General features: G+C 52.0%; 14 protein-coding genes. 5 read left to right on the forward strand and 9 right to left on the reverse strand.

The features are described from left to right. Position 1 precedes the first annotated feature (1 nt). Both pstA and JIG40_RS16660 read right to left on the reverse strand, forming a co-directional pair. On the reverse strand, positions 2-1654 hold the full coding sequence (gene pstA / locus JIG40_RS16655; protein WP_199465673.1) for a phosphate ABC transporter permease PstA: 1653 nt from the start codon (positions 1652-1654) through the stop codon (positions 2-4). A gap of 11 nt (positions 1655-1665) precedes the next feature. Then, on the reverse strand, positions 1666-3867 hold the full coding sequence (locus JIG40_RS16660) for an ABC transporter permease subunit (protein ID WP_158142349.1): 2202 nt from the start codon (positions 3865-3867) through the stop codon (positions 1666-1668). 192 nt (positions 3868-4059) lie between these two features. On the opposite strand from JIG40_RS16660, the gene ppk1 reads away from it, so the two are divergent. Next, a complete protein-coding gene (ppk1, locus tag JIG40_RS16665; RefSeq protein WP_020330621.1) occupies positions 4060-6171 on the forward strand; it encodes a polyphosphate kinase 1 in 2112 nt (703 codons plus the stop codon). Next, positions 6146-7660: an exopolyphosphatase gene (ppx, locus tag JIG40_RS16670; protein WP_199465674.1), complete on the forward strand. Its 1515-nt coding sequence runs from the start codon at positions 6146-6148 to the stop codon at positions 7658-7660. Before ppk1 ends, ppx begins: the two co-directional genes overlap by 26 nt. Positions 7661-7701: 41 nt before the next feature. Here ppx and JIG40_RS16675 read toward each other — a convergent pair whose 3' ends face one another. Genes JIG40_RS16675 through phoB form a run of 3 tightly spaced genes read right to left on the reverse strand, consistent with a single transcriptional unit; the run spans position 7702 to position 10670 of the window. Next, entirely contained in the window at positions 7702-8664 is a 963-nt protein-coding gene (locus JIG40_RS16675; RefSeq protein ID WP_024373809.1) for a phosphate ABC transporter substrate-binding protein, read from the reverse strand. Then, on the reverse strand, positions 8661-9959 hold the full coding sequence (gene phoR / locus JIG40_RS16680) for a phosphate regulon sensor histidine kinase PhoR (RefSeq protein WP_199465675.1): 1299 nt from the start codon (positions 9957-9959) through the stop codon (positions 8661-8663). The genes JIG40_RS16675 and phoR overlap by 4 nt, the downstream gene beginning before the upstream one ends. 21 nt (positions 9960-9980) lie before the next feature. After that, positions 9981-10670, reverse strand: a complete 690-nt coding sequence (phoB, locus tag JIG40_RS16685; RefSeq protein ID WP_004729465.1) for a phosphate regulon transcriptional regulator PhoB — start codon at positions 10668-10670, stop codon at positions 9981-9983. Between the two features lie 215 nt (positions 10671-10885). Here phoB and rdgC point away from each other — a divergent pair, with 215 nt between their 5' ends. The 3 genes from rdgC (at position 10886) to JIG40_RS16700 (ending at position 13614) form a co-directional block, all read left to right on the forward strand. Continuing rightward, positions 10886-11800 carry a recombination-associated protein RdgC gene (rdgC, locus tag JIG40_RS16690; RefSeq protein ID WP_199465676.1) on the forward strand — a complete coding sequence of 305 codons (915 nt, stop codon included), beginning with the start codon at positions 10886-10888 and terminating at the stop codon, positions 11798-11800. 156 nt (positions 11801-11956) lie between these two features. Next, positions 11957-13357, forward strand: a complete 1401-nt coding sequence (gene yegQ / locus JIG40_RS16695; protein ID WP_199465677.1) for a tRNA 5-hydroxyuridine modification protein YegQ — start codon at positions 11957-11959, stop codon at positions 13355-13357. Positions 13358-13359: 2 nt separating this feature from the next. Then, the gene (locus tag JIG40_RS16700) at positions 13360-13614 is read left to right on the forward strand and encodes a YfhL family 4Fe-4S dicluster ferredoxin (RefSeq protein ID WP_014205669.1); all 255 of its coding nucleotides are present in this window, start codon (positions 13360-13362) and stop codon (positions 13612-13614) included. Positions 13615-13667: 53 nt separating this feature from the next. Here JIG40_RS16700 and JIG40_RS16705 read toward each other — a convergent pair whose 3' ends face one another. From JIG40_RS16705 to JIG40_RS16720, 4 genes are all read right to left on the reverse strand, one after another. Beyond that, positions 13668-15089, reverse strand: a complete 1422-nt coding sequence (locus JIG40_RS16705; protein ID WP_020330612.1) for an MDR family MFS transporter — start codon at positions 15087-15089, stop codon at positions 13668-13670. Between the two features lie 137 nt (positions 15090-15226). Beyond that, the gene (locus JIG40_RS16710) at positions 15227-15892 is read right to left on the reverse strand and encodes a ChrR family anti-sigma-E factor (RefSeq protein ID WP_154184695.1); all 666 of its coding nucleotides are present in this window, start codon (positions 15890-15892) and stop codon (positions 15227-15229) included. Then, positions 15889-16473: an RNA polymerase sigma factor gene (locus tag JIG40_RS16715; protein WP_199465678.1), complete on the reverse strand. Its 585-nt coding sequence runs from the start codon at positions 16471-16473 to the stop codon at positions 15889-15891. Before JIG40_RS16715 ends, JIG40_RS16710 begins: the two co-directional genes overlap by 4 nt. A gap of 118 nt (positions 16474-16591) precedes the next feature. Next, a complete protein-coding gene (locus JIG40_RS16720) occupies positions 16592-17170 on the reverse strand; it encodes an LON peptidase substrate-binding domain-containing protein (RefSeq protein ID WP_199465679.1) in 579 nt (192 codons plus the stop codon). Positions 17171-17193 lie beyond the last annotated feature (23 nt).

A 17193-nucleotide genomic window follows, 5' to 3' on the forward strand; every position in this document is an offset into this window, starting at 1 on the left:
TTTAATCTTGTCCTAAGGTTCGATATTTCTCACGTAAATTATTACGAATGCTGATGGCCGTGAGGTTCAACGCCACAATGACCGTCACCAGTAAAAATGAAGTGGCGTACACCAACGGCCGCGCGGCCTCAATGTTGGTGGTCTGAAAACCGACATCATAGATGTGAAAACCAAGGTGCATGAATTTGCGCTCCAGATGCACAAACGGGAACTCGCCATCCACCGGCAGACTGGACGCCAGTTTGACCGCCCCCACCAGCATCAGTGGTGCCACTTCGCCTGCCGCACGGGCAATCGCCAGAATCAGTCCTGTAATCATAGCAGGGCTCGCCATCGGCAGAACAATGCGCCAGATGGTTTCAAACTGCGTCGCACCCAGTGCCAATGAGCCATGACGTACGGAGATCGGAATGCGCGTCAGGCCCTCTTCGGTCGCCACGATCACGACCGGCAGTGTCAGGACCGCCAGCGTTAGAGCCGACCATAAAAGCCCCGGCGTGCCAAATGTCGGAGCAGGCAAACGCTCGGCATAAAACAGGCTATCGATGGAGGCACCGATGGTATAAACGAAAAAGCCGAGACCAAACACGCCGTATACGATCGATGGTACACCTGCGAGGTTAATTACCGCTACGCGAATGATGCGGGTGAACGCATTATCTTTGGCGTATTCGTGCAGATACACTGCCGCGACCACGCCGAGTGGCATGACGATAATCGACATGATCAACACCAGAAAGACCGTACCGAAAATCGCCGGGAAAACGCCGCCTTCCGAGTTGGACTCGCGCGGATTGTCCGACAGAAAGACCCATACCTGCTTACCCCATTGAACGATTTTCTGCGTCAGGTTCATGTCGTTCGGGAACCAGTAATCAAGGATCTGACTCAGCGGAATACGCACGGTATCGCCTTTCATATCCTGAGCAATCAACACCTGGCGCTCCATCTGAGCACGCAGCGAGTCCAGATGCTCTTCAGCTTTGGCCAGTTGCTGATCCAACTGCGCTTTGCGCTGCTGGTACTGGGTCAGATACGCCTCGTCCAGCTTGCCATTCAATTCGCGGCGCCGCTTTTCCAGTCGCAGCTTTTCAATGCTGCTGCCAATGACACGAATCTGTTCATTGACCACCTGATCGATCTGCTTACGCAGCACATCCGCTTGCTCCAGACCTTGCTCAAGCAGCGTATCAATATGTTCGCTGACATTGCCATTGACCTGTTCATATCCGACAGGCTTACCGTAAAACTGACCGTCACGGGCACGTTCTATCACAATCCAGCCATGCGGCTTGGTCGGCTCAGACAATTTCATGCTCAGCATCGAAACAAAATCAGCGCCATACAATTCGCGGTTGGCCACTTTAATACTTAAGCGGGTCGCTGTGCCTGTATCTTTAACCGCAGCGGGCAGGTCAATCCCCATCTCGCTCAGATGGCTCACGGGCACCGACTCGGTGGCGTACAACTGCCCCACTAACGTTTGGCCGTTGGCGTCTTGCCATTGGTATAAAGGCGCCGGCCAGAAATAGGTTAAACCTTTCCAGCCAATCAACAACAACAAGCCGAGAACGGAAATCAGACTGATACTGACCGCCCCACCCGTTAACCATATCCATGGGGCGCCGGAGCGAACCCAATTTATCGTTTTCATCGCATCCCCCACTACAGCGCACGGTACTTGGCACGCAGTCGCTGGCGTACCCATTCAGCCAGGGAGTTGACTGCAAACGTGAAGATAAATAGCAGCAGGGCTGCCAGGAAAAGAATACGGAAATGCGAACTGCCCACTTCAGACTCCGGCAATTCCACCGCAATCGTCGCCGATAAAGTGCGCATCCCTTCCAGAATGTTCCAGTCAAGGATCGGCGTATTGCCTGTCGCCATCAGCACGATCATGGTTTCACCGACCGCGCGGCCAAGGCCCATCATCACCGCTGAGAAAATACCCGGACTGGCGGTGAGCAGCACCACATGTGTCAGAGTCTGCCAGGGCGTCGCCCCCAGGGCCAGAGAGCCGTCGGACAGATGCTTCGGCACAGAGAAAATCGCATCTTCGGCGATGGTGAAAATGGTTGGGATCACTGCAAAGCCCATCGCAAACCCGACCACCAACGCATTGCGCTGGTCAAAATCGATACCGTGCTGCGCGAGATAGACGCGCACGTCGCCGCTAAACAGCCACAGCTCGATTTCACTGCTGTAGGAGAGAATCGTTGTCGCCACGGCCAACAGAACAGGGATCAGGATCAGCGCATGCCAGCCGCCAGCCATTTTACGCAGCACGGTCTTTGGCAGTTGTGACCACAACAATCCGATGATCACGGTCGACAGCGGCAAAAACAGGAACAGGGCCACGATGGACGTCAGGTGGCTTTCCACCAACGGCGCAAACCACAACCCGGCCAGAAAACCGATAATCACCGTCGGCAGCGCTTCCATTAACTCGATAGTGGGTTTCACCACACGGCGCATTTTCGGCGCCATAAAGTACGCGGTATAAATTGCGCCAAATACCGCCACCGGTACGGCAAAGAGCATCGCATACAGCGCCGCCTTCAGCGTACCAAACGCAATCGGCACCAAACTGAATTTGGCCTCAAATTCATCGCTGGCCGATGTGGACTGCCACACATACTGGGGCTCTGGGTAGCTTTCGTACCACACTTTCTGCCACAGCGAAGAGAATGACACTTCCGGATAACCGTTATCGATTTTGGCGACGCTGATTCTGCCGCTGTCATACGTGGCGAGATAACGTTCGTTGCTCGACATCGCCGCCAGCGCCGGAGCCTGTTGATAGGCGCGCTCGAAAATCACCAATTTTTCACTGGTGGTGTAGTGGCTCTGCACCGTACCGTTGCGATAGAAACTGTAGAAGCCTTTGCGATAGGTATCCGGCAGCAGAAACGTCACTTCGGAAGCCAGTTTGAAATCGCGGATCAACGTCAGATGCCGCTCGCCCTGTTTGAGCACATCAAACCACTGCGTCACCAAACCATCGCGATGCGTCACCAGCAGTGAATACGCACCGGACAACAGATTGATAGTCTGCACCGCATGTTTTTGCTGCCCCTGACTGAGATCCACGATGTCGCGCACCTGATATTGATCGTGTGTCAGCTCGGCAATCACTAACTCAGAACCGCTGCGCAGATACAAGGTTTTGCCATCCGGCGTCAGCAGCATCTGATCCAACTGCTCAAACGACGAAGAAAAAGTAAATTGCTGCGGCACTTGCGGCGCGTCCAGACTTACCCAATGCACCGACACCTGTTGGTTCGACTGATAAACGGCAAAAAATGCCTGACTGTCGGTTACCGCGGCACTGAGCTGGGTTATAGACAGCGAACGGGGAATGAGCGACCAGTTTGCTGGCAGCGACAGCGCTTCAAGCTCGGGAGTGAATACACGGCCATTTTTAGTGACCGAATACGTAAATTGAGGACGCGCGACATAAACATTATTGTCAGCATCCGTGGCCGCAAACCAGCCGCTGTCGGGTGTCGTGGTGGTGAACTTCACAGGCGCGAACGGCAAGCTCTCGCTCCAACGCGGTAAACTGCGTTCATGATTGAGTGACCAGAACTCGGCTTTACCATGGTCACCAACAACAAAGGCATTCTCGCCATACTCGTCAATCGCCAGCATTTTAGGCGCGACCGTGGTGATGGGCTGACTGGCAAAACCGGTCTCTAGTTCCGCATCGGAAAATAGCGGAAAAACCACCATCGCCAGATAGACGAAAATGAGGATCAAGGCGCCGAGAACACTCACGCCACCACCGGTCACTGCAAGACGAACAAGGCGATCTTTAATAAGTCGCTTTCGATCTCGTTCTTTCAATGAAAACTCGGCCTGTGCCATGAATAACTCTACCTTTTTAGTCCAAATAACATAATATTTCGATTAGGTGACAATTATATTACAAGTCACATTAAACAACTGAAAATAAAACAACTCTGCATACTAATCTGTTTTGCAATAAAAGTGTCACATTAAAACCCTAGTTTGCAGTGGTTAATAATTAAAACGTCACTAACAGTCAGAAGGTATCTCATGAGCGCGGAAAAGTTGTATATCGATAAGGAATTGAGCTGGCTATCGTTCAATGAACGAGTCCTTCAGGAAGCCGCCGATAAAACCGTGCCGCTGGTCGAGCGCATCCGCTTTTTGGGGATTTTCTCCAACAACCTGGATGAGTTTTACAAAGTCCGCTTTTCGGATGTGAAACGTCGTATTCTTATCAACCGTGAACGTGGAGGAAACGACAGCTCCAAGCATTTGTTGACCCGCATGCAGAGCAAAGCGCTGAAGCTGAATCAGGACTTCGATAACCTGTACAGCGAAATCATCATGGAGATGGCGCGCCGCCGCATTTTTCTGGTCAACGAAACCCAATTAGATGAAGCGCAGCAGCGCTGGATCACCAAATATTTTCATAAAGAAGTGCTGCCGCATATTACGCCACTGTTAATGAAAGATGACATTGACGTACTGCAATTCCTCAAAGACGAATACGCATACATCGCCGTCGATTTAAAGAAAGGCGACGAATCGCACTACGCGCTGATCGAGATCCCGACCGATCACCTGCCCCGCTTTGTCATGGTACCGGAGCAAAAAGGCAAACGACGTAAAACCATCATTCTGCTCGACAACATCATTCGCCACTGTCTGGATGACATTTTCCGCGGCTTTTTTGACTACGACACGCTGACTGGCTATGCGATGAAGATGACCCGTGACGCGGAATACGACCTCAGCCACGAAGTCGAATACAGCCTGTTGGAACAGATGTCAGAAGGTTTGAGTCAGCGCCTGACCGCGATGCCGGTTCGCTTTGTGTACGAGCGCGAAATGCCGCAAGAGATGCTGCTATTTCTGTGTGAGAAGCTCAAAATCTCCCACTACGACAGTTTGTTACCGGGCGGTCGTTACCACAACTTTAAAGACTTCATCGGTTTTCCGAACGTCGGCCGAGAGTACTTGGAAAACCGTCCGCTGCCTCCGATGAAGTGTGCCGATTTTGAAGGCTTTCCGAATGCCTTTGATGCGATTCGCGCTCAGGACATTCTGCTGCACTACCCATACCACAGCTTTGAACACATTACAGAGCTGGTGCGTCAGGCATCGTTCGACCCGAAAGTGATCAGCATTAAGATCAACATCTACCGTGTGGCGAAAGATTCGCGTTTGATGAACTCGCTGGTCGATGCAGTGCACAACGGCAAGCGTGTGGTGGTGGTGGTTGAACTGCAGGCGCGTTTCGACGAAGAGGCCAACATCGAATGGTCACGTATTCTGACCGAAGCGGGCGTGCAAGTGGTGTTTGGTACGCCGGGCATGAAAATTCACGCCAAGCTGCTGCTGATTACCCGCCGTGAAGAGGGCGAATTTGTGCGTTACGCTCACATCGGTACCGGAAACTTCCACGAAAAAACCGCGCGCATTTATACCGACTTCTCGCTACTGACCGCAGACCGCGAAATCACCAACGAAGTGCGCAACGTGTTTGGCTATATTGAAAACCCGTTCCGTCCGGTGAAATTCAATCATCTCATCGTGTCGCCACGTAACTCGCGCACGCAGCTATACCGTTTGATCGACACCGAGATCGCCAATGTCAAAGCGGGTAAAAAAGGCGCGATCACCCTCAAAGTGAACAATCTGGTCGACCGCGGCCTGGTCAACAAGCTCTATGGTGCCAGCACCGCCGGAGTGCAAATCAAGATGATCATTCGTGGTATGTGTTCGCTGGTACCGGGCATTGAGGGATTGAGCGACAACATTCGTATCATCAGTATTGTCGACCGCTTCCTGGAACACCCGCGCGTGCTGATCACGCACAACGACGGCAACCCGCAAGTGTATATCTCTTCGGCCGACTGGATGACGCGTAACATTGATTACCGAATTGAAGTGATGGCGCCAATACGTGACGAACGCCTTAAACAGCGTATGATAGACATCATCAATCTGCAGTTTACCGATACGGTGAAAGCGCGCGTGATCGACAAAGAGATGAGTAACCGCTACATCAAGCGCGGGAACCGCAAGAAAGTCCGTTCGCAGCTCGCGATTTACGACTATCTTAAAAACGTAGAAAAACAAACGCGTAAGAATAAGGGGCAAACAGACACCCATGAACCAACCCAGCACAACTCGTGACACTATTACTCGTGAAATTGCCGCAATCGATTTAGGTTCTAACAGTTTTCACATGGTGGTCGCCAAGGTGGTGGATCAGGATTTACAACTGATCAGCCGCCATAAACAGCGCGTGCGCCTGGCATCCGGACTGGATGCACAAAAGAACTTAGACAATGCTGCCATCGAACGAGGCCTGGAGTGTCTGGCGATGTTTGCTGAACGTCTGCAAGGCTTTGACGCCGATAATGTACGTATTGCCGCCACGCACACCCTGCGTCAGGCCAACAATGCGCACATTTTTTTGCAGCGCGCGCGCGAAGTAATGCCGTTTCCTATCGAGATCATTCCCGGTACTGAAGAAGCACGTCTGATTTACCTTGGCGTGGCCCACACCCAACCACAAACCGAATCCATGTTGGTGGTTGATATCGGCGGCGGCAGCACCGAAATGATCATCGGTAAAGGCTTTGAAGCCGAACTGGTCAACAGCAAACAGATGGGGTGCGTGAGCTACACCGATCGCTACTTCTCCAACGGCAAACTGTCGAAAAAGAACTTCGCTCAGGCAATCCTCGCCGCCGAACAAAAGCTGGAATCCATCGCCAGCAAATACTGCAAGCTTGGCTGGCAAACCGCATTTGGCTCATCCGGCACCATTAAAGCCATTTATGAAGTACTGATTGGCCTTGGCCATGATGATGGCATCATTACCGCTGAGCGGCTGAACAAGCTCATCGACAAACTGTGCGAATGGGACTCGATTGACGACATTCAGCTCACCGGACTCACCGACGATCGCAAACCCGTGTTTGCTGCTGGCGTCGCGATTTTGGCCGCGATTTTTAAAGATCTGAAAATCAAAGAGATGTTCTTCTCTGACGGCGCCCTACGTGAAGGTCTGTTGTATGAGATGGAAGACAGATTTAAGTATTCCGACATTCGCCTGCGCACCACTGAAAACCTGGCCAGCAAACATCTGGTGGATTTGGAACATGCCGCCAAAGTGAAAGGTCACGCGCGCGAATTTCTCGATCAGGTCGCCGATGAACTCGGTTTGAAAAAGAACAGTGAACTGTTTGATCTCCTGGAATGGGGGGCGCTGTTGCACGAAGTGGGGCTGAGCATCAGCCTGCAGGCATTTCATCGTCACTCCGCGTATATTCTGCGTCACACCAACATGGCGGGTTTTAACAACGAGCAGCAGTTGGTGCTGTCGACGCTGGCGCGCTTTCAGCGCAAGTCGCTCAAGCTCAATGAAATGGAAGACTTTTCGCTGTTTAAGAAAAAGCACATTGTCGGTCTGATTCGTGTATTGCGTCTGGCGATTCTGGTAAACGGGCAACGCAATGACGATCCCCTGCCGGAGTTGACGCTGTCCGCTCACGATGACGAATGGAAGCTTGAATGTGCCGACAAAGAGTGGCTGGAAAACAACAAACTGCTGCACGCGGATCTGCTCAGCGAGCAGGAGTATTGGCACAGCGTCGGCTGGCAACTTGAGTTTTAAGCCGATGAAACATTCAAAAAGCCAGCATGACGCTGGCTTTTTTACTGCTCTTCAATACCGACTTTCACCAGCTCTTCATGAGCAAACTGCGGTGAAATGGGCAGGTAGCCATCTTTTTCCACCAGCGCCTGGCCCTGCTTGGAGAAGATAAAACGAATAAACTCACGTTCAATCGGCGTCAGAGGACGTGTCGGATGCTTGTTGACGTAGACGTACAAATAGCGCGACAGCGGATACTTGCCGGAAAGGATGTTGGCGTGAGTCGGCTCAACATAGTCAGTGCCTTCGCGCGCAATAGGGATCAGTTTCACTCCGGACACCCGGTATCCGACGCCCGAATATCCCAAAGTATTGATCGACGATGCCACCGACTGCACCACCGACGCCGAACCAGGCTGCTCGTTCACGTTGCGTTTGAAATCGCCGCCACACAGCGCATTTTGTTTGAAGTATCCATAAGTACCCGATACCGAATTGCGCCCGAAAAGTTGAATACCGCGCTTAGCCCATTCATACGGCAGACCAAGTTCAGACCAGGTATTGATTGAGTGGTTGGCACCACAACGCAGTGTCGAGGAAAAAATGCTGTCGAGCTGGGTGAAGTTCAACCCCTCAATCGGGTTGTCGCGATGGACGAAAATACCGATCGCATCAATTGCGACCCGCAGCGCCGTCGGTTTATAGCCATGCGTGCGTTCAAACGCTTCAATTTCACGCGTGCGCATCGGGCGACTCATCGGTCCGAATTGCGCAGTGCCTTCCGTCAATGCCGGAGGAGCCGTCGCCGAGCCAGAAGCCTGAACTTGGCCGTTCACGTTGGGATAGATGGATTTGAACTCTTCCACCCACAACGTCGTCATGCCCGCCAGCGTATCAGAGCCGACCGACAGCAAGCTGCCAGCCACACCCGTGGTTTTGTGGTAATCCTGCAGCTCATCGTGCGCCTGAACATGACATGCGATGCCCGACAGAGCGTACAGCGCCAGTTTCACATACAGTTTCATTTCACAACCAGACGCTTAGGTAGCACGAACGAAAAGCGGCTGCCGACACCGACGGTACTCTTAATATCGAGATGCGAATCATGATGGGACAAGGCGTGCTTCACGATCGCGAGCCCGAGACCACTGCCGCCAGTATCACGCGAACGCGCCTTATCAACCCGGTAAAAACGCTCGGTAAGACGATGCAGATGCTGCGGCTCAATACCGTCGCCCTTATCTTCCACTTCCAAACAGGCACCCTGCGGCGTTTGGAACCAGCGCACGTTAATTTCTGCGCCCGGCGGCGTGTATTTCACCGCGTTATAGACCAAGTTGGAAATGGCACTGCGCAGTTGATCTTCATCGGCCAGCACACGCAGCTGCTTATCGATGTCAAACTTGAGCTGATGCTGATCGTCACCGCTAAGGCTCACCGCCTCTTTTTCCAACACTTCAAGCATGGCCGGTACATCGACCACATCTTCCAATTCATGCATCGGCGCCGCTTCAATCTTCGACAGCGTGAGTAATTGATTGACCAAGCTGTTCATGCGGTTGAGCTGCTCGGTCATCACGCCGTGCGCTTTGCCCCACATCGGGCCCACCAGCATATCCGGATCTTCGGTCATTTCCAGATAGCCTTGCAGCACCGTCATCGGTGTGCGCAGTTCGTGCGACACGTTAGCAAAAAAGTTGCGGCGCATGCCTTCCAGCTGTTTCAGTTGGGTCACGTCGCGCACCACCATCAGGTGTTCGCCTTCGGTGTACGGCACAATACGCAATTCAAGGGAGCGCTCCACATTGAGCGGAGAACGCATCTCCAACGGCTCGGTGAAGTCATCTTTTTGCAGGTATTTGATGAAATCCGGTGTGCGGATCAAGTTGGAAATCGGCTGCCCAGCATCATCCGGCCAACGAAATCCTAGCAGATGCTGCGCCAAGCGGTTGCACCACACGATATTGCCTTCACCACGAAACACCACCACCGCATCGGGCAGCGATTCCGCCCCGTTGCGAAAGCGGCGAATCAGGTTGGTTAACTCTTTGCGCTTTTTGCGCTGACGCTGCTGCAAACGGTAAATGCCGTTAAACAAGTATTCCCAGTTGCCGGAACCCGACGGCGGTGTCAGTCGCTTTTCATCCCACAACCACGCCGAGAGGCGCATTTGGTTGTGCAGATGCCACACAAGCTGCAACGCCGTGGCCGCCAACAGCAACCACGGCATGTATCCAAATATCCACCCGACCACAATCCATGGCAGGTAAAAAAAAGCCAGCTCCCAGGCCAGCTTTTTCCAAGTTAACCGTTCAACCATAATACTTCGCAGTGGATCCTCTTACGCTTTGGTTGAGAAACGATAGCCCGCGCCACGCACGGTCTGAATCAGCTTGTCGTGACCCGCTTCTTCGAGGGCTTTACGCAGGCGACGAATGTGCACATCAACCGTGCGGTCTTCCACATACACATTGGTGCCCCACACGTTGTTCAGCAGTTGTTCGCGGCTGTACACACGCTCTTGGTGGGTCATAAAGAAGTGCAGCATTTTAAATTCGGTTGGGCCCATATCGAGTGGCGCGTCGTTGGCCGTGACACGATGCGACACCGGATCCAGCTTCAGACCTTGCACATCAATCACATCTTCGAGTGCCGTTGGTGTTACGCGGCGAATCACCGCTTTGAGGCGAGCCACCAGCTCTTTAGGCGAGAAAGGTTTGGTAATGTAGTCGTCTGCACCCACTTCAAGGCCGCGGACTTTGTCTTCTTCTTCACCCCGCGCCGTGAGCATCACCACCGGAATGTTGCGTGTCAGCTCTTCGCGTTTCATGTGTTTGATGAAGTTGATGCCGCTACCGCCAGGTAACATCCAATCTAACAGAACGAGATCAGGGAAGGGTTCAGCCAGTTTGTTGACGGCAGTGTCATAATCCTCTGCTTCCACGGCCTGGTAACCTTTTTGCTCAAGCACGAAACACAGCATTTCACGAATCGGCGCTTCGTCTTCAACAACCAGAATCCTTCTAGACATAATTGAATAACCTTTATTTTTAATCAACGCCATGCATTATGAGAAATGATTATGACACTTTTGTGACCATTGAAAACAATTTTTAATATAACTTTCTTATCAAATTCATCGTTCTATCTCAGTTGTATCAATCACGGAATTTTGAATTTGAGGTAAGACTTTAGCGCTGAAATCCCCTATGATGTGGGGCTTTCGAACAAGGAAAAGAAATAGATATGTGGTTTAAAAACTGTATGGTTTATCGCGTGAACCGCGAGATTGACTTCAATGCCGATCAGCTGGAAAAACAACTGGCTGAGTTCCGTTTCACGCCATGTGGCAGCCAGGATAAACAGAAGTTTGGCTGGGTTCATGCGATGGGCAGACATGGCGACATGATGACTCACGTCAGCGAAGACCGCATTCTCATCTGTGCCAAGAAAGAAGAAAAAATGTTGCCAGCATCGGTGATCAAAGACTCACTGAACGCCAAAGTGGAAGCGATGGAAGCCGAAGAAGGCCGCCCGCTGAAGAAAAAAGAAAAAGACAACATCAAAGAAGACGTCATTGTCGATCTGCTGCCACGTGCGTTTAGCCGCAGCCACCTGACGCCAGTACTGATCATGCCCAAACAGGGCCTGATTCTGGTCGATGCCAGCAGCTACAAAAAAGCTGAAGACGTCCTGGCGCTACTGCGCAAAACCATGGGTAGCCTGCCTGTTGTCCCTGCAATTCCAGAAGTCGCGGTCGAAACCACACTGACCGAGTGGGTCAAAGAAGGCAATCTGCCACAAGGCTTTAACTTGCTGGACGAAGCAGAGCTGAAATCGATTCTCGATGATGGCGCTACCGTACGTTGCAAGAAGCAAGAGCTGTCGAGCGATGAGATTCTGAGCCACATCGCCGCCAACAAGGTGGTGACCAAGCTGTCCATCAACTGGCAAGATCGCATCAGCTTTATTCTCGCGGAAGATTGCAGCCTGAAACGTCTGGCATTCAGCGATGAACTCAAAGATCAAAACGAAGACATTCCTCGTGAAGATCAAGCTGCGCGTTTCGATGCCGATTTCTCACTGATGTGTGGTGAATTTACGGTGTTCCTGCCAGATCTGTTCAACGCGCTTGGTGGCCTGCCACACGCTGACGCGTAACCCCTTCCCTCATCAGGCTTGCGTCTCACGACCAAGCCTGATGTTTGCTTGCAATCTCAACTGGTCATGCGCCCTCTTTTGGCGTAAAATTTGCGCCCCTTCCAATACCATCAGGTGGTATTGGCCTGACTTGAGATCAGATTGAGAATACAAGCAATGTCTACTGAAAAAACTTTCGTCCCTGAACTGCTGTCACCAGCAGGCAGCCTGAAAAACATGCGTTACGCGTTCGCATACGGTGCCGATGCCGTTTACGCTGGCCAGCCGCGTTACAGCCTTCGCGTACGTAACAACGAATTCAACCACGAAAACCTGCAAATCGGTATTAACGAAGCGCATGCCTTGGGCAAAAAGTTTTACGTGGTGTGCAACATTCAACCGCACAACTCAAAACTCAAAACCTTCATTCGCGATCTGAAACCTGTGGTCGATATGGGCCCAGATGCGCTGATCATGTCAGACCCTGGCCTCATCATGATGGTGCGCGAAGCGTTCCCGGATATGGCGATTCACCTGTCAGTACAGGCGAACGCAGTGAACTGGGCGACCGTCAAATTCTGGGCAGCAAACGGCGTAGAGCGCGTGATCGTGTCTCGTGAGCTGTCACTGGAAGAGATCGAAGAGATCCGCGAGCACTGCCCAGAAACTGAACTGGAAGTGTTTGTGCACGGCGCACTGTGCATGGCGTACTCAGGTCGTTGCCTGCTGTCTGGCTACATCAACAAACGTGACCCGAACCAAGGCACGTGCACCAACGCTTGCCGTTGGGAATACAAAGTTGAGAAAGGCAAAGAAGACGACGCAGGTCAGATCGTGGAAGAGTTCGATCCAAATGCGCCGCAAGCGATTGAAGTGCAGGAAGAGCGTCCTGAAACCACCATCGGTCGTGGCAAGCCAATCGACGACGTGGTGCTATTGTCTGAAAGCCATCGCCCAGAAGAAAAAATGGCCGCGTTTGAAGATGAGCACGGCACTTACATCATGAACTCGAAAGACCTGCGTGCGGTTCAACACGTGGAACGTCTGACGAAGATGGGTGTGCACTCGCTGAAAATCGAAGGTCGAACTAAATCGTTCTACTACTGTGCACGTACCGCGCAGGTTTACCGTAAAGCGATTGATGACGCTGTCGCTGGCAAACCATTTGATGACACGCTGATGGGTACGCTGGAAAGCTTGGCGCACCGTGGTTACACCGAAGGTTTCCTTCGTCGTCACACGCACGATGCATACCAAAACTACGATTACGGCTACTCTGTATCCGACGCGCAGCAGTTCGTGGGTGAGTTCACGGGCAAACGCCGTGGCGACATGGTCGAAGTCGAAGTGAAGAACAAGTTCATCATTGGCGATAGCCTCGAGCTGATGACGCCAAAAGGCAACGTGGTGTTCACGCTAGAAGCGATGGAAAACCGTAAAGGCGAAGCAGTTGATGATGCAAAAGGCAACGGTCACTTCGTTTACATTCCTGTTCCTCAGGATATGGATCTGGAATACGGCCTGCTGATGCGCAACCTTAATGCTGGTCAGGATACCCGTAACCCGACAGGCAAATAATTATGGCACTGCTAATCACAGGTAAATGCACTAACTGTGACATGTGCGAGCCGGAATGCCCGAACGGCGCGATCTCGATGGGTGACAGCATCTACGAGATCAATCCGGATTTGTGTACCGAGTGTAAAGGTCACTATGACAAGCCAACGTGCGAGTCGGTGTGCCCGATCACCAACTGTATCATCACCGATCCAGCGCACATTGAAACGGACGAACAGCTGTTAGAAAAGTTCGTCATCATTCAGGGACTCGCCTGATACAAAAAAACGGCCTTTACGGGCCGTTTTTTTATGTCTGCCATACCGCGTCTTTAACTGTAATCGTCGAGTTGAATCAGTGGCGCACGCAGCGCATTGAGCAGGCACAAGAATGCCAGTGACGCCGCGAGCAGATACCCCGCCTGAAACGCATCAATGATCACCTCGCGCGGAGTCTCCAATAAAGCCGTCAGCGAACTTTCCGCGCTGAATCCCGGAATTTGCGAGTAAATCAGCGTACCAAACACAGCCGTCCCCACTGACGCACCCAATGAGCGCGATAAGCCTGCCATCGAGGTAATCCGCCCCAGATTCGCTTTGCCCGCAATGGTCTGAATGGTGATTTGGGTCGACGGCATAATCGTGCCCAGCCCCAGACAACAGAAAAATCCGATAGCGCTGACGGTGTACGGGCTTAGATCCAGCATCGCCAAGCTGAAAAATGCCACCGAACTGACGGACATACCACACACTGGCACCCACTTCGGCACACCGGTACGGGAAATCACTTTACCCGTGATAAAGGATCCACAAATCACGCCTGCCGAAAGCGGAATCATCAACATCCCCGATTGCGCCACGCTGACGCCGAGGCCAACCTGCAAGAAAATCGGTAGGAAAAACACCAGTGCAAACAAACAGGAAGCAAACAAAAACGTCGAGATGAGCGGAATGTGAATTTCCCGTTTTGCCAGCAGCGTCAACGGCAGAAAGGACTGTTTCACCCGTTGCTGCTGCGTGACAAACAGCGCCACCAGCAGCGCAAATAACCCAAGCAGGATAAAGCTCATACTCGAATTCCAGGCAAAGTAATGACCACCGGCGGAGAGCCAATAAATAATGACGGTCATCAGGCTGGGAAACAGAATCAACCCAAACACATCTATGCGGGCTTTGCTGGCTTTTTCCTGAGTCGATTTGAGCTTAGACAAACGATAGAGCGCAAAACCGACCAGCGGCAGGTTAATCCAGAACAGCCAGTGCCAGGTCAGATAGGTCACAATCACCCCGCCGAGCACCGGACCACCGATACTGGCGAGCGCAAACAACGAAGCGAAATAGCCCTGAAAACGCGCCCGTTGACGCGGCGGCACCAACTCACCAATCAGGGCCTGCGACAAGCTCATCAAGCCACCGCTGCCCAGCCCCTGAACGATTCGTCCGGCGACCAATAGCGGCATATTCACCGCCAAAGCGCACACGATAGAACCGAGCGCAAAAATGCTCAGCGCGATCGCCAACATTTTCTTACGCCCGTATTGATCCCCCAGCCAGCCGTACACAGGCACCGAAGCCGCCCCGGCCAGCATGTAACCCACGGCGATCCAGGAAGAGAGCTGCATGTCGCCAAGATCGCGCACCATGGCGGGGGTTGCGGTGGCGAGCAGTGTCTGGTCCACCGCAGCAAGAAACATCGGCAAAAAGACGGTGGTAAAAATAGTGAGAAAGGTTTTTTTATCAACGGGCTGAGACATAACGCATTCTATGTGGTGAAAACGTCACCATCATACACTGAACGAGAGTAACAAATGCCAGAGAAATGTAGTCCGGCAAAAAAAAGGCCACGCAACGTGGCCAAAATCAAGAAGGAGCTTAGGACTATAATATTTGCCTAGGGGTAAAGACCTTTTCCGAACAGGTTAAAGATGCGCGCCACCCCCTGAGTAAACACCATCGGCTGCGTCAGCACCGTCAGGCATAAACAATCCTGCTGATGCGCGGTTTGCGGTGAATGACGGATTGAGGCGTCACGCTGCAGGAAATCTCCCGCATCATAATGACCATCTTCATCACTGAACGCGCCATGCAGCACCAGAGTCGATTCCATACCACGGTGAGTGTGCTGGGGAATACTGACGCCAGCGCTGATGTACATCAGATTCATATGCACGTCATCATCGTTATGCAGTGGCAGGCTGTACACTTTTCCGCCATAACTGCGCCATTTGGCATTGGGCGAAATCAGTCGCTTGAGCGCACGCGGCACAGGAATCTGTTTGCCGTTAACCGACACCAGCACAGGTTTGTTGCTCAGCGGTTTAGGCACAGGTTTCACCTCATGCGCGGTGATCTGGTTCAACATTTGCTGCCAATTGTGCTCGCTGTCACCAGCCTGCATATTGAGCAGTTCCGCGCCTTGTTGCTCTTCGAACTGCCTGGCCTTATGGCGGCAGCGAGGGCACATTTCCAAATGAGTAGCCACAGCGAGGCCGTGGGTTGCGTCTATTGAGCCTTCGGCATAGGCTTCGATTAATTGAAGATCAGGATGGTAGCTCATAACCGCTCCGCATCGATTGAAGTTCTAAGTTTTTCTACCGCTAAACGCAGGCGAGATTTCACAGTACCCAGAGGAATGTTGAACATTTCCGCTACCTGCTGATGAGGCAGCTCCTCCAAATACACCGCCCGCACCACTTTTTGCTGCGCTTCCGGTAGCGTATCCAAAAATTTCAGCACCTGTTCTTTGAGCATTTCATGCTCCGGTGCGTAGTGTTCCACCATGTCAGGCGGACAAAAATCACTGGGCCAAATGTCATCGGCCAGCACGTGAGGTTCTTTGCCTTTCTGCTTGCGCAGCAGGTCAAAGCACAGATTACGTGCAATCGTGTATATCCAGGTCGATAACGAACTTTTGTTACCATCGAACAGGTGCGACTTTTGCCAAACCGTGGCCATCGTCTCTTGCACCAGCTCCAAAGCGACCTGCTCGTTGCCCAGATGCTTAAAAACAAACTGTTTCAAACGCGGCGAGAAATAGTGAAACACGACCGCAAACGCGTCTTTGTTATGCTGCTTCACTTTTTCCATACACACTGTCCAGTCCTGCCGGCTGAAAGTTTGTGGATTTACACTCGTCATAGGATGTCCTGTCCTTCGCAGCCCGAATTTCGGGCCCTCTGTCACCTAACGTCAACTTCTACGTCAGTACAGCAGATTCGATCACTCTTATCAGTATAGTGGTCTTGTTGCGACGGACTTAATCGTTGTAGGTCTCAATCGTCTGCGTCAGAAATGCCAACGCATGGTGACAATCCTCATGTTGCGACAGAGCATCAAACTGCTGATTCGACAGCGGCAACAGTTCCAGCCAGCGCTGCGCTACCCAACTGGCATCGTCGAAAAAACGATGCGGGTAGAGCTCGCCAATCTGAGGAAACTCTTTGTATAGATTCTGCAGATGATGACTGAGAAACATTTGTGCGTCACCAATGGATTCTGTCGGCCAACTGGGTTGCCATTCCACTTTTGCGCGGCGCAAGCCATCGTACTCCACCCGCACTTTGTGAATGGCGAAACGTTTGATGCCGACCACAGTGATGCCGAGCAATCCGTCACTTAGTGATTCAAAATCAACAATTTTTACCCATGTACCAAATTCAGAAAGTGGATTTGCATTTGGTTTGATTTTGCTATCAAACAAACACATTCCAAAACCGCTGTTCGCTTTGCTGCATTCTGCCACCATACGTTTGTATCTTGGTTCAAAAATGCGCAGTTTCATCTTCCCTTCCGGCAAAACAATTGAGCTCAGCGGGAATAACATGATCTCTTCCATGCCAAATTCCTGTTTCCGAGTGT

Source organism: Vibrio sp. bablab_jr001 (genome assembly GCF_016464285.1).
Lineage (GTDB): Bacteria > Pseudomonadota > Gammaproteobacteria > Enterobacterales > Vibrionaceae > Vibrio > Vibrio fluvialis.

Coding starts and splice junctions, on each gene's coding strand:
- pstA (WP_199465673.1), bottom strand. CDS start 1,654: ATGAAAACGATAAATTGGGTTCGCTCCGGCGCCCCATGGATATGGTTA.
- JIG40_RS16660 (WP_158142349.1), bottom strand. CDS start 3,867: ATGGCACAGGCCGAGTTTTCATTGAAAGAACGAGATCGAAAGCGACTT.
- ppk1 (WP_020330621.1), top strand. CDS start 4,060: ATGAGCGCGGAAAAGTTGTATATCGATAAGGAATTGAGCTGGCTATCG.
- ppx (WP_199465674.1), top strand. CDS start 6,146: ATGAACCAACCCAGCACAACTCGTGACACTATTACTCGTGAAATTGCC.
- JIG40_RS16675 (WP_024373809.1), bottom strand. CDS start 8,664: ATGAAACTGTATGTGAAACTGGCGCTGTACGCTCTGTCGGGCATCGCA.
- phoR (WP_199465675.1), bottom strand. CDS start 9,959: ATGGTTGAACGGTTAACTTGGAAAAAGCTGGCCTGGGAGCTGGCTTTT.
- phoB (WP_004729465.1), bottom strand. CDS start 10,670: ATGTCTAGAAGGATTCTGGTTGTTGAAGACGAAGCGCCGATTCGTGAA.
- rdgC (WP_199465676.1), top strand. CDS start 10,886: ATGTGGTTTAAAAACTGTATGGTTTATCGCGTGAACCGCGAGATTGAC.
- yegQ (WP_199465677.1), top strand. CDS start 11,957: ATGTCTACTGAAAAAACTTTCGTCCCTGAACTGCTGTCACCAGCAGGC.
- JIG40_RS16700 (WP_014205669.1), top strand. CDS start 13,360: ATGGCACTGCTAATCACAGGTAAATGCACTAACTGTGACATGTGCGAG.
- JIG40_RS16705 (WP_020330612.1), bottom strand. CDS start 15,089: ATGTCTCAGCCCGTTGATAAAAAAACCTTTCTCACTATTTTTACCACC.
- JIG40_RS16710 (WP_154184695.1), bottom strand. CDS start 15,892: ATGAGCTACCATCCTGATCTTCAATTAATCGAAGCCTATGCCGAAGGC.
- JIG40_RS16715 (WP_199465678.1), bottom strand. CDS start 16,473: ATGACGAGTGTAAATCCACAAACTTTCAGCCGGCAGGACTGGACAGTG.
- JIG40_RS16720 (WP_199465679.1), bottom strand. CDS start 17,170: ATGGAAGAGATCATGTTATTCCCGCTGAGCTCAATTGTTTTGCCGGAA.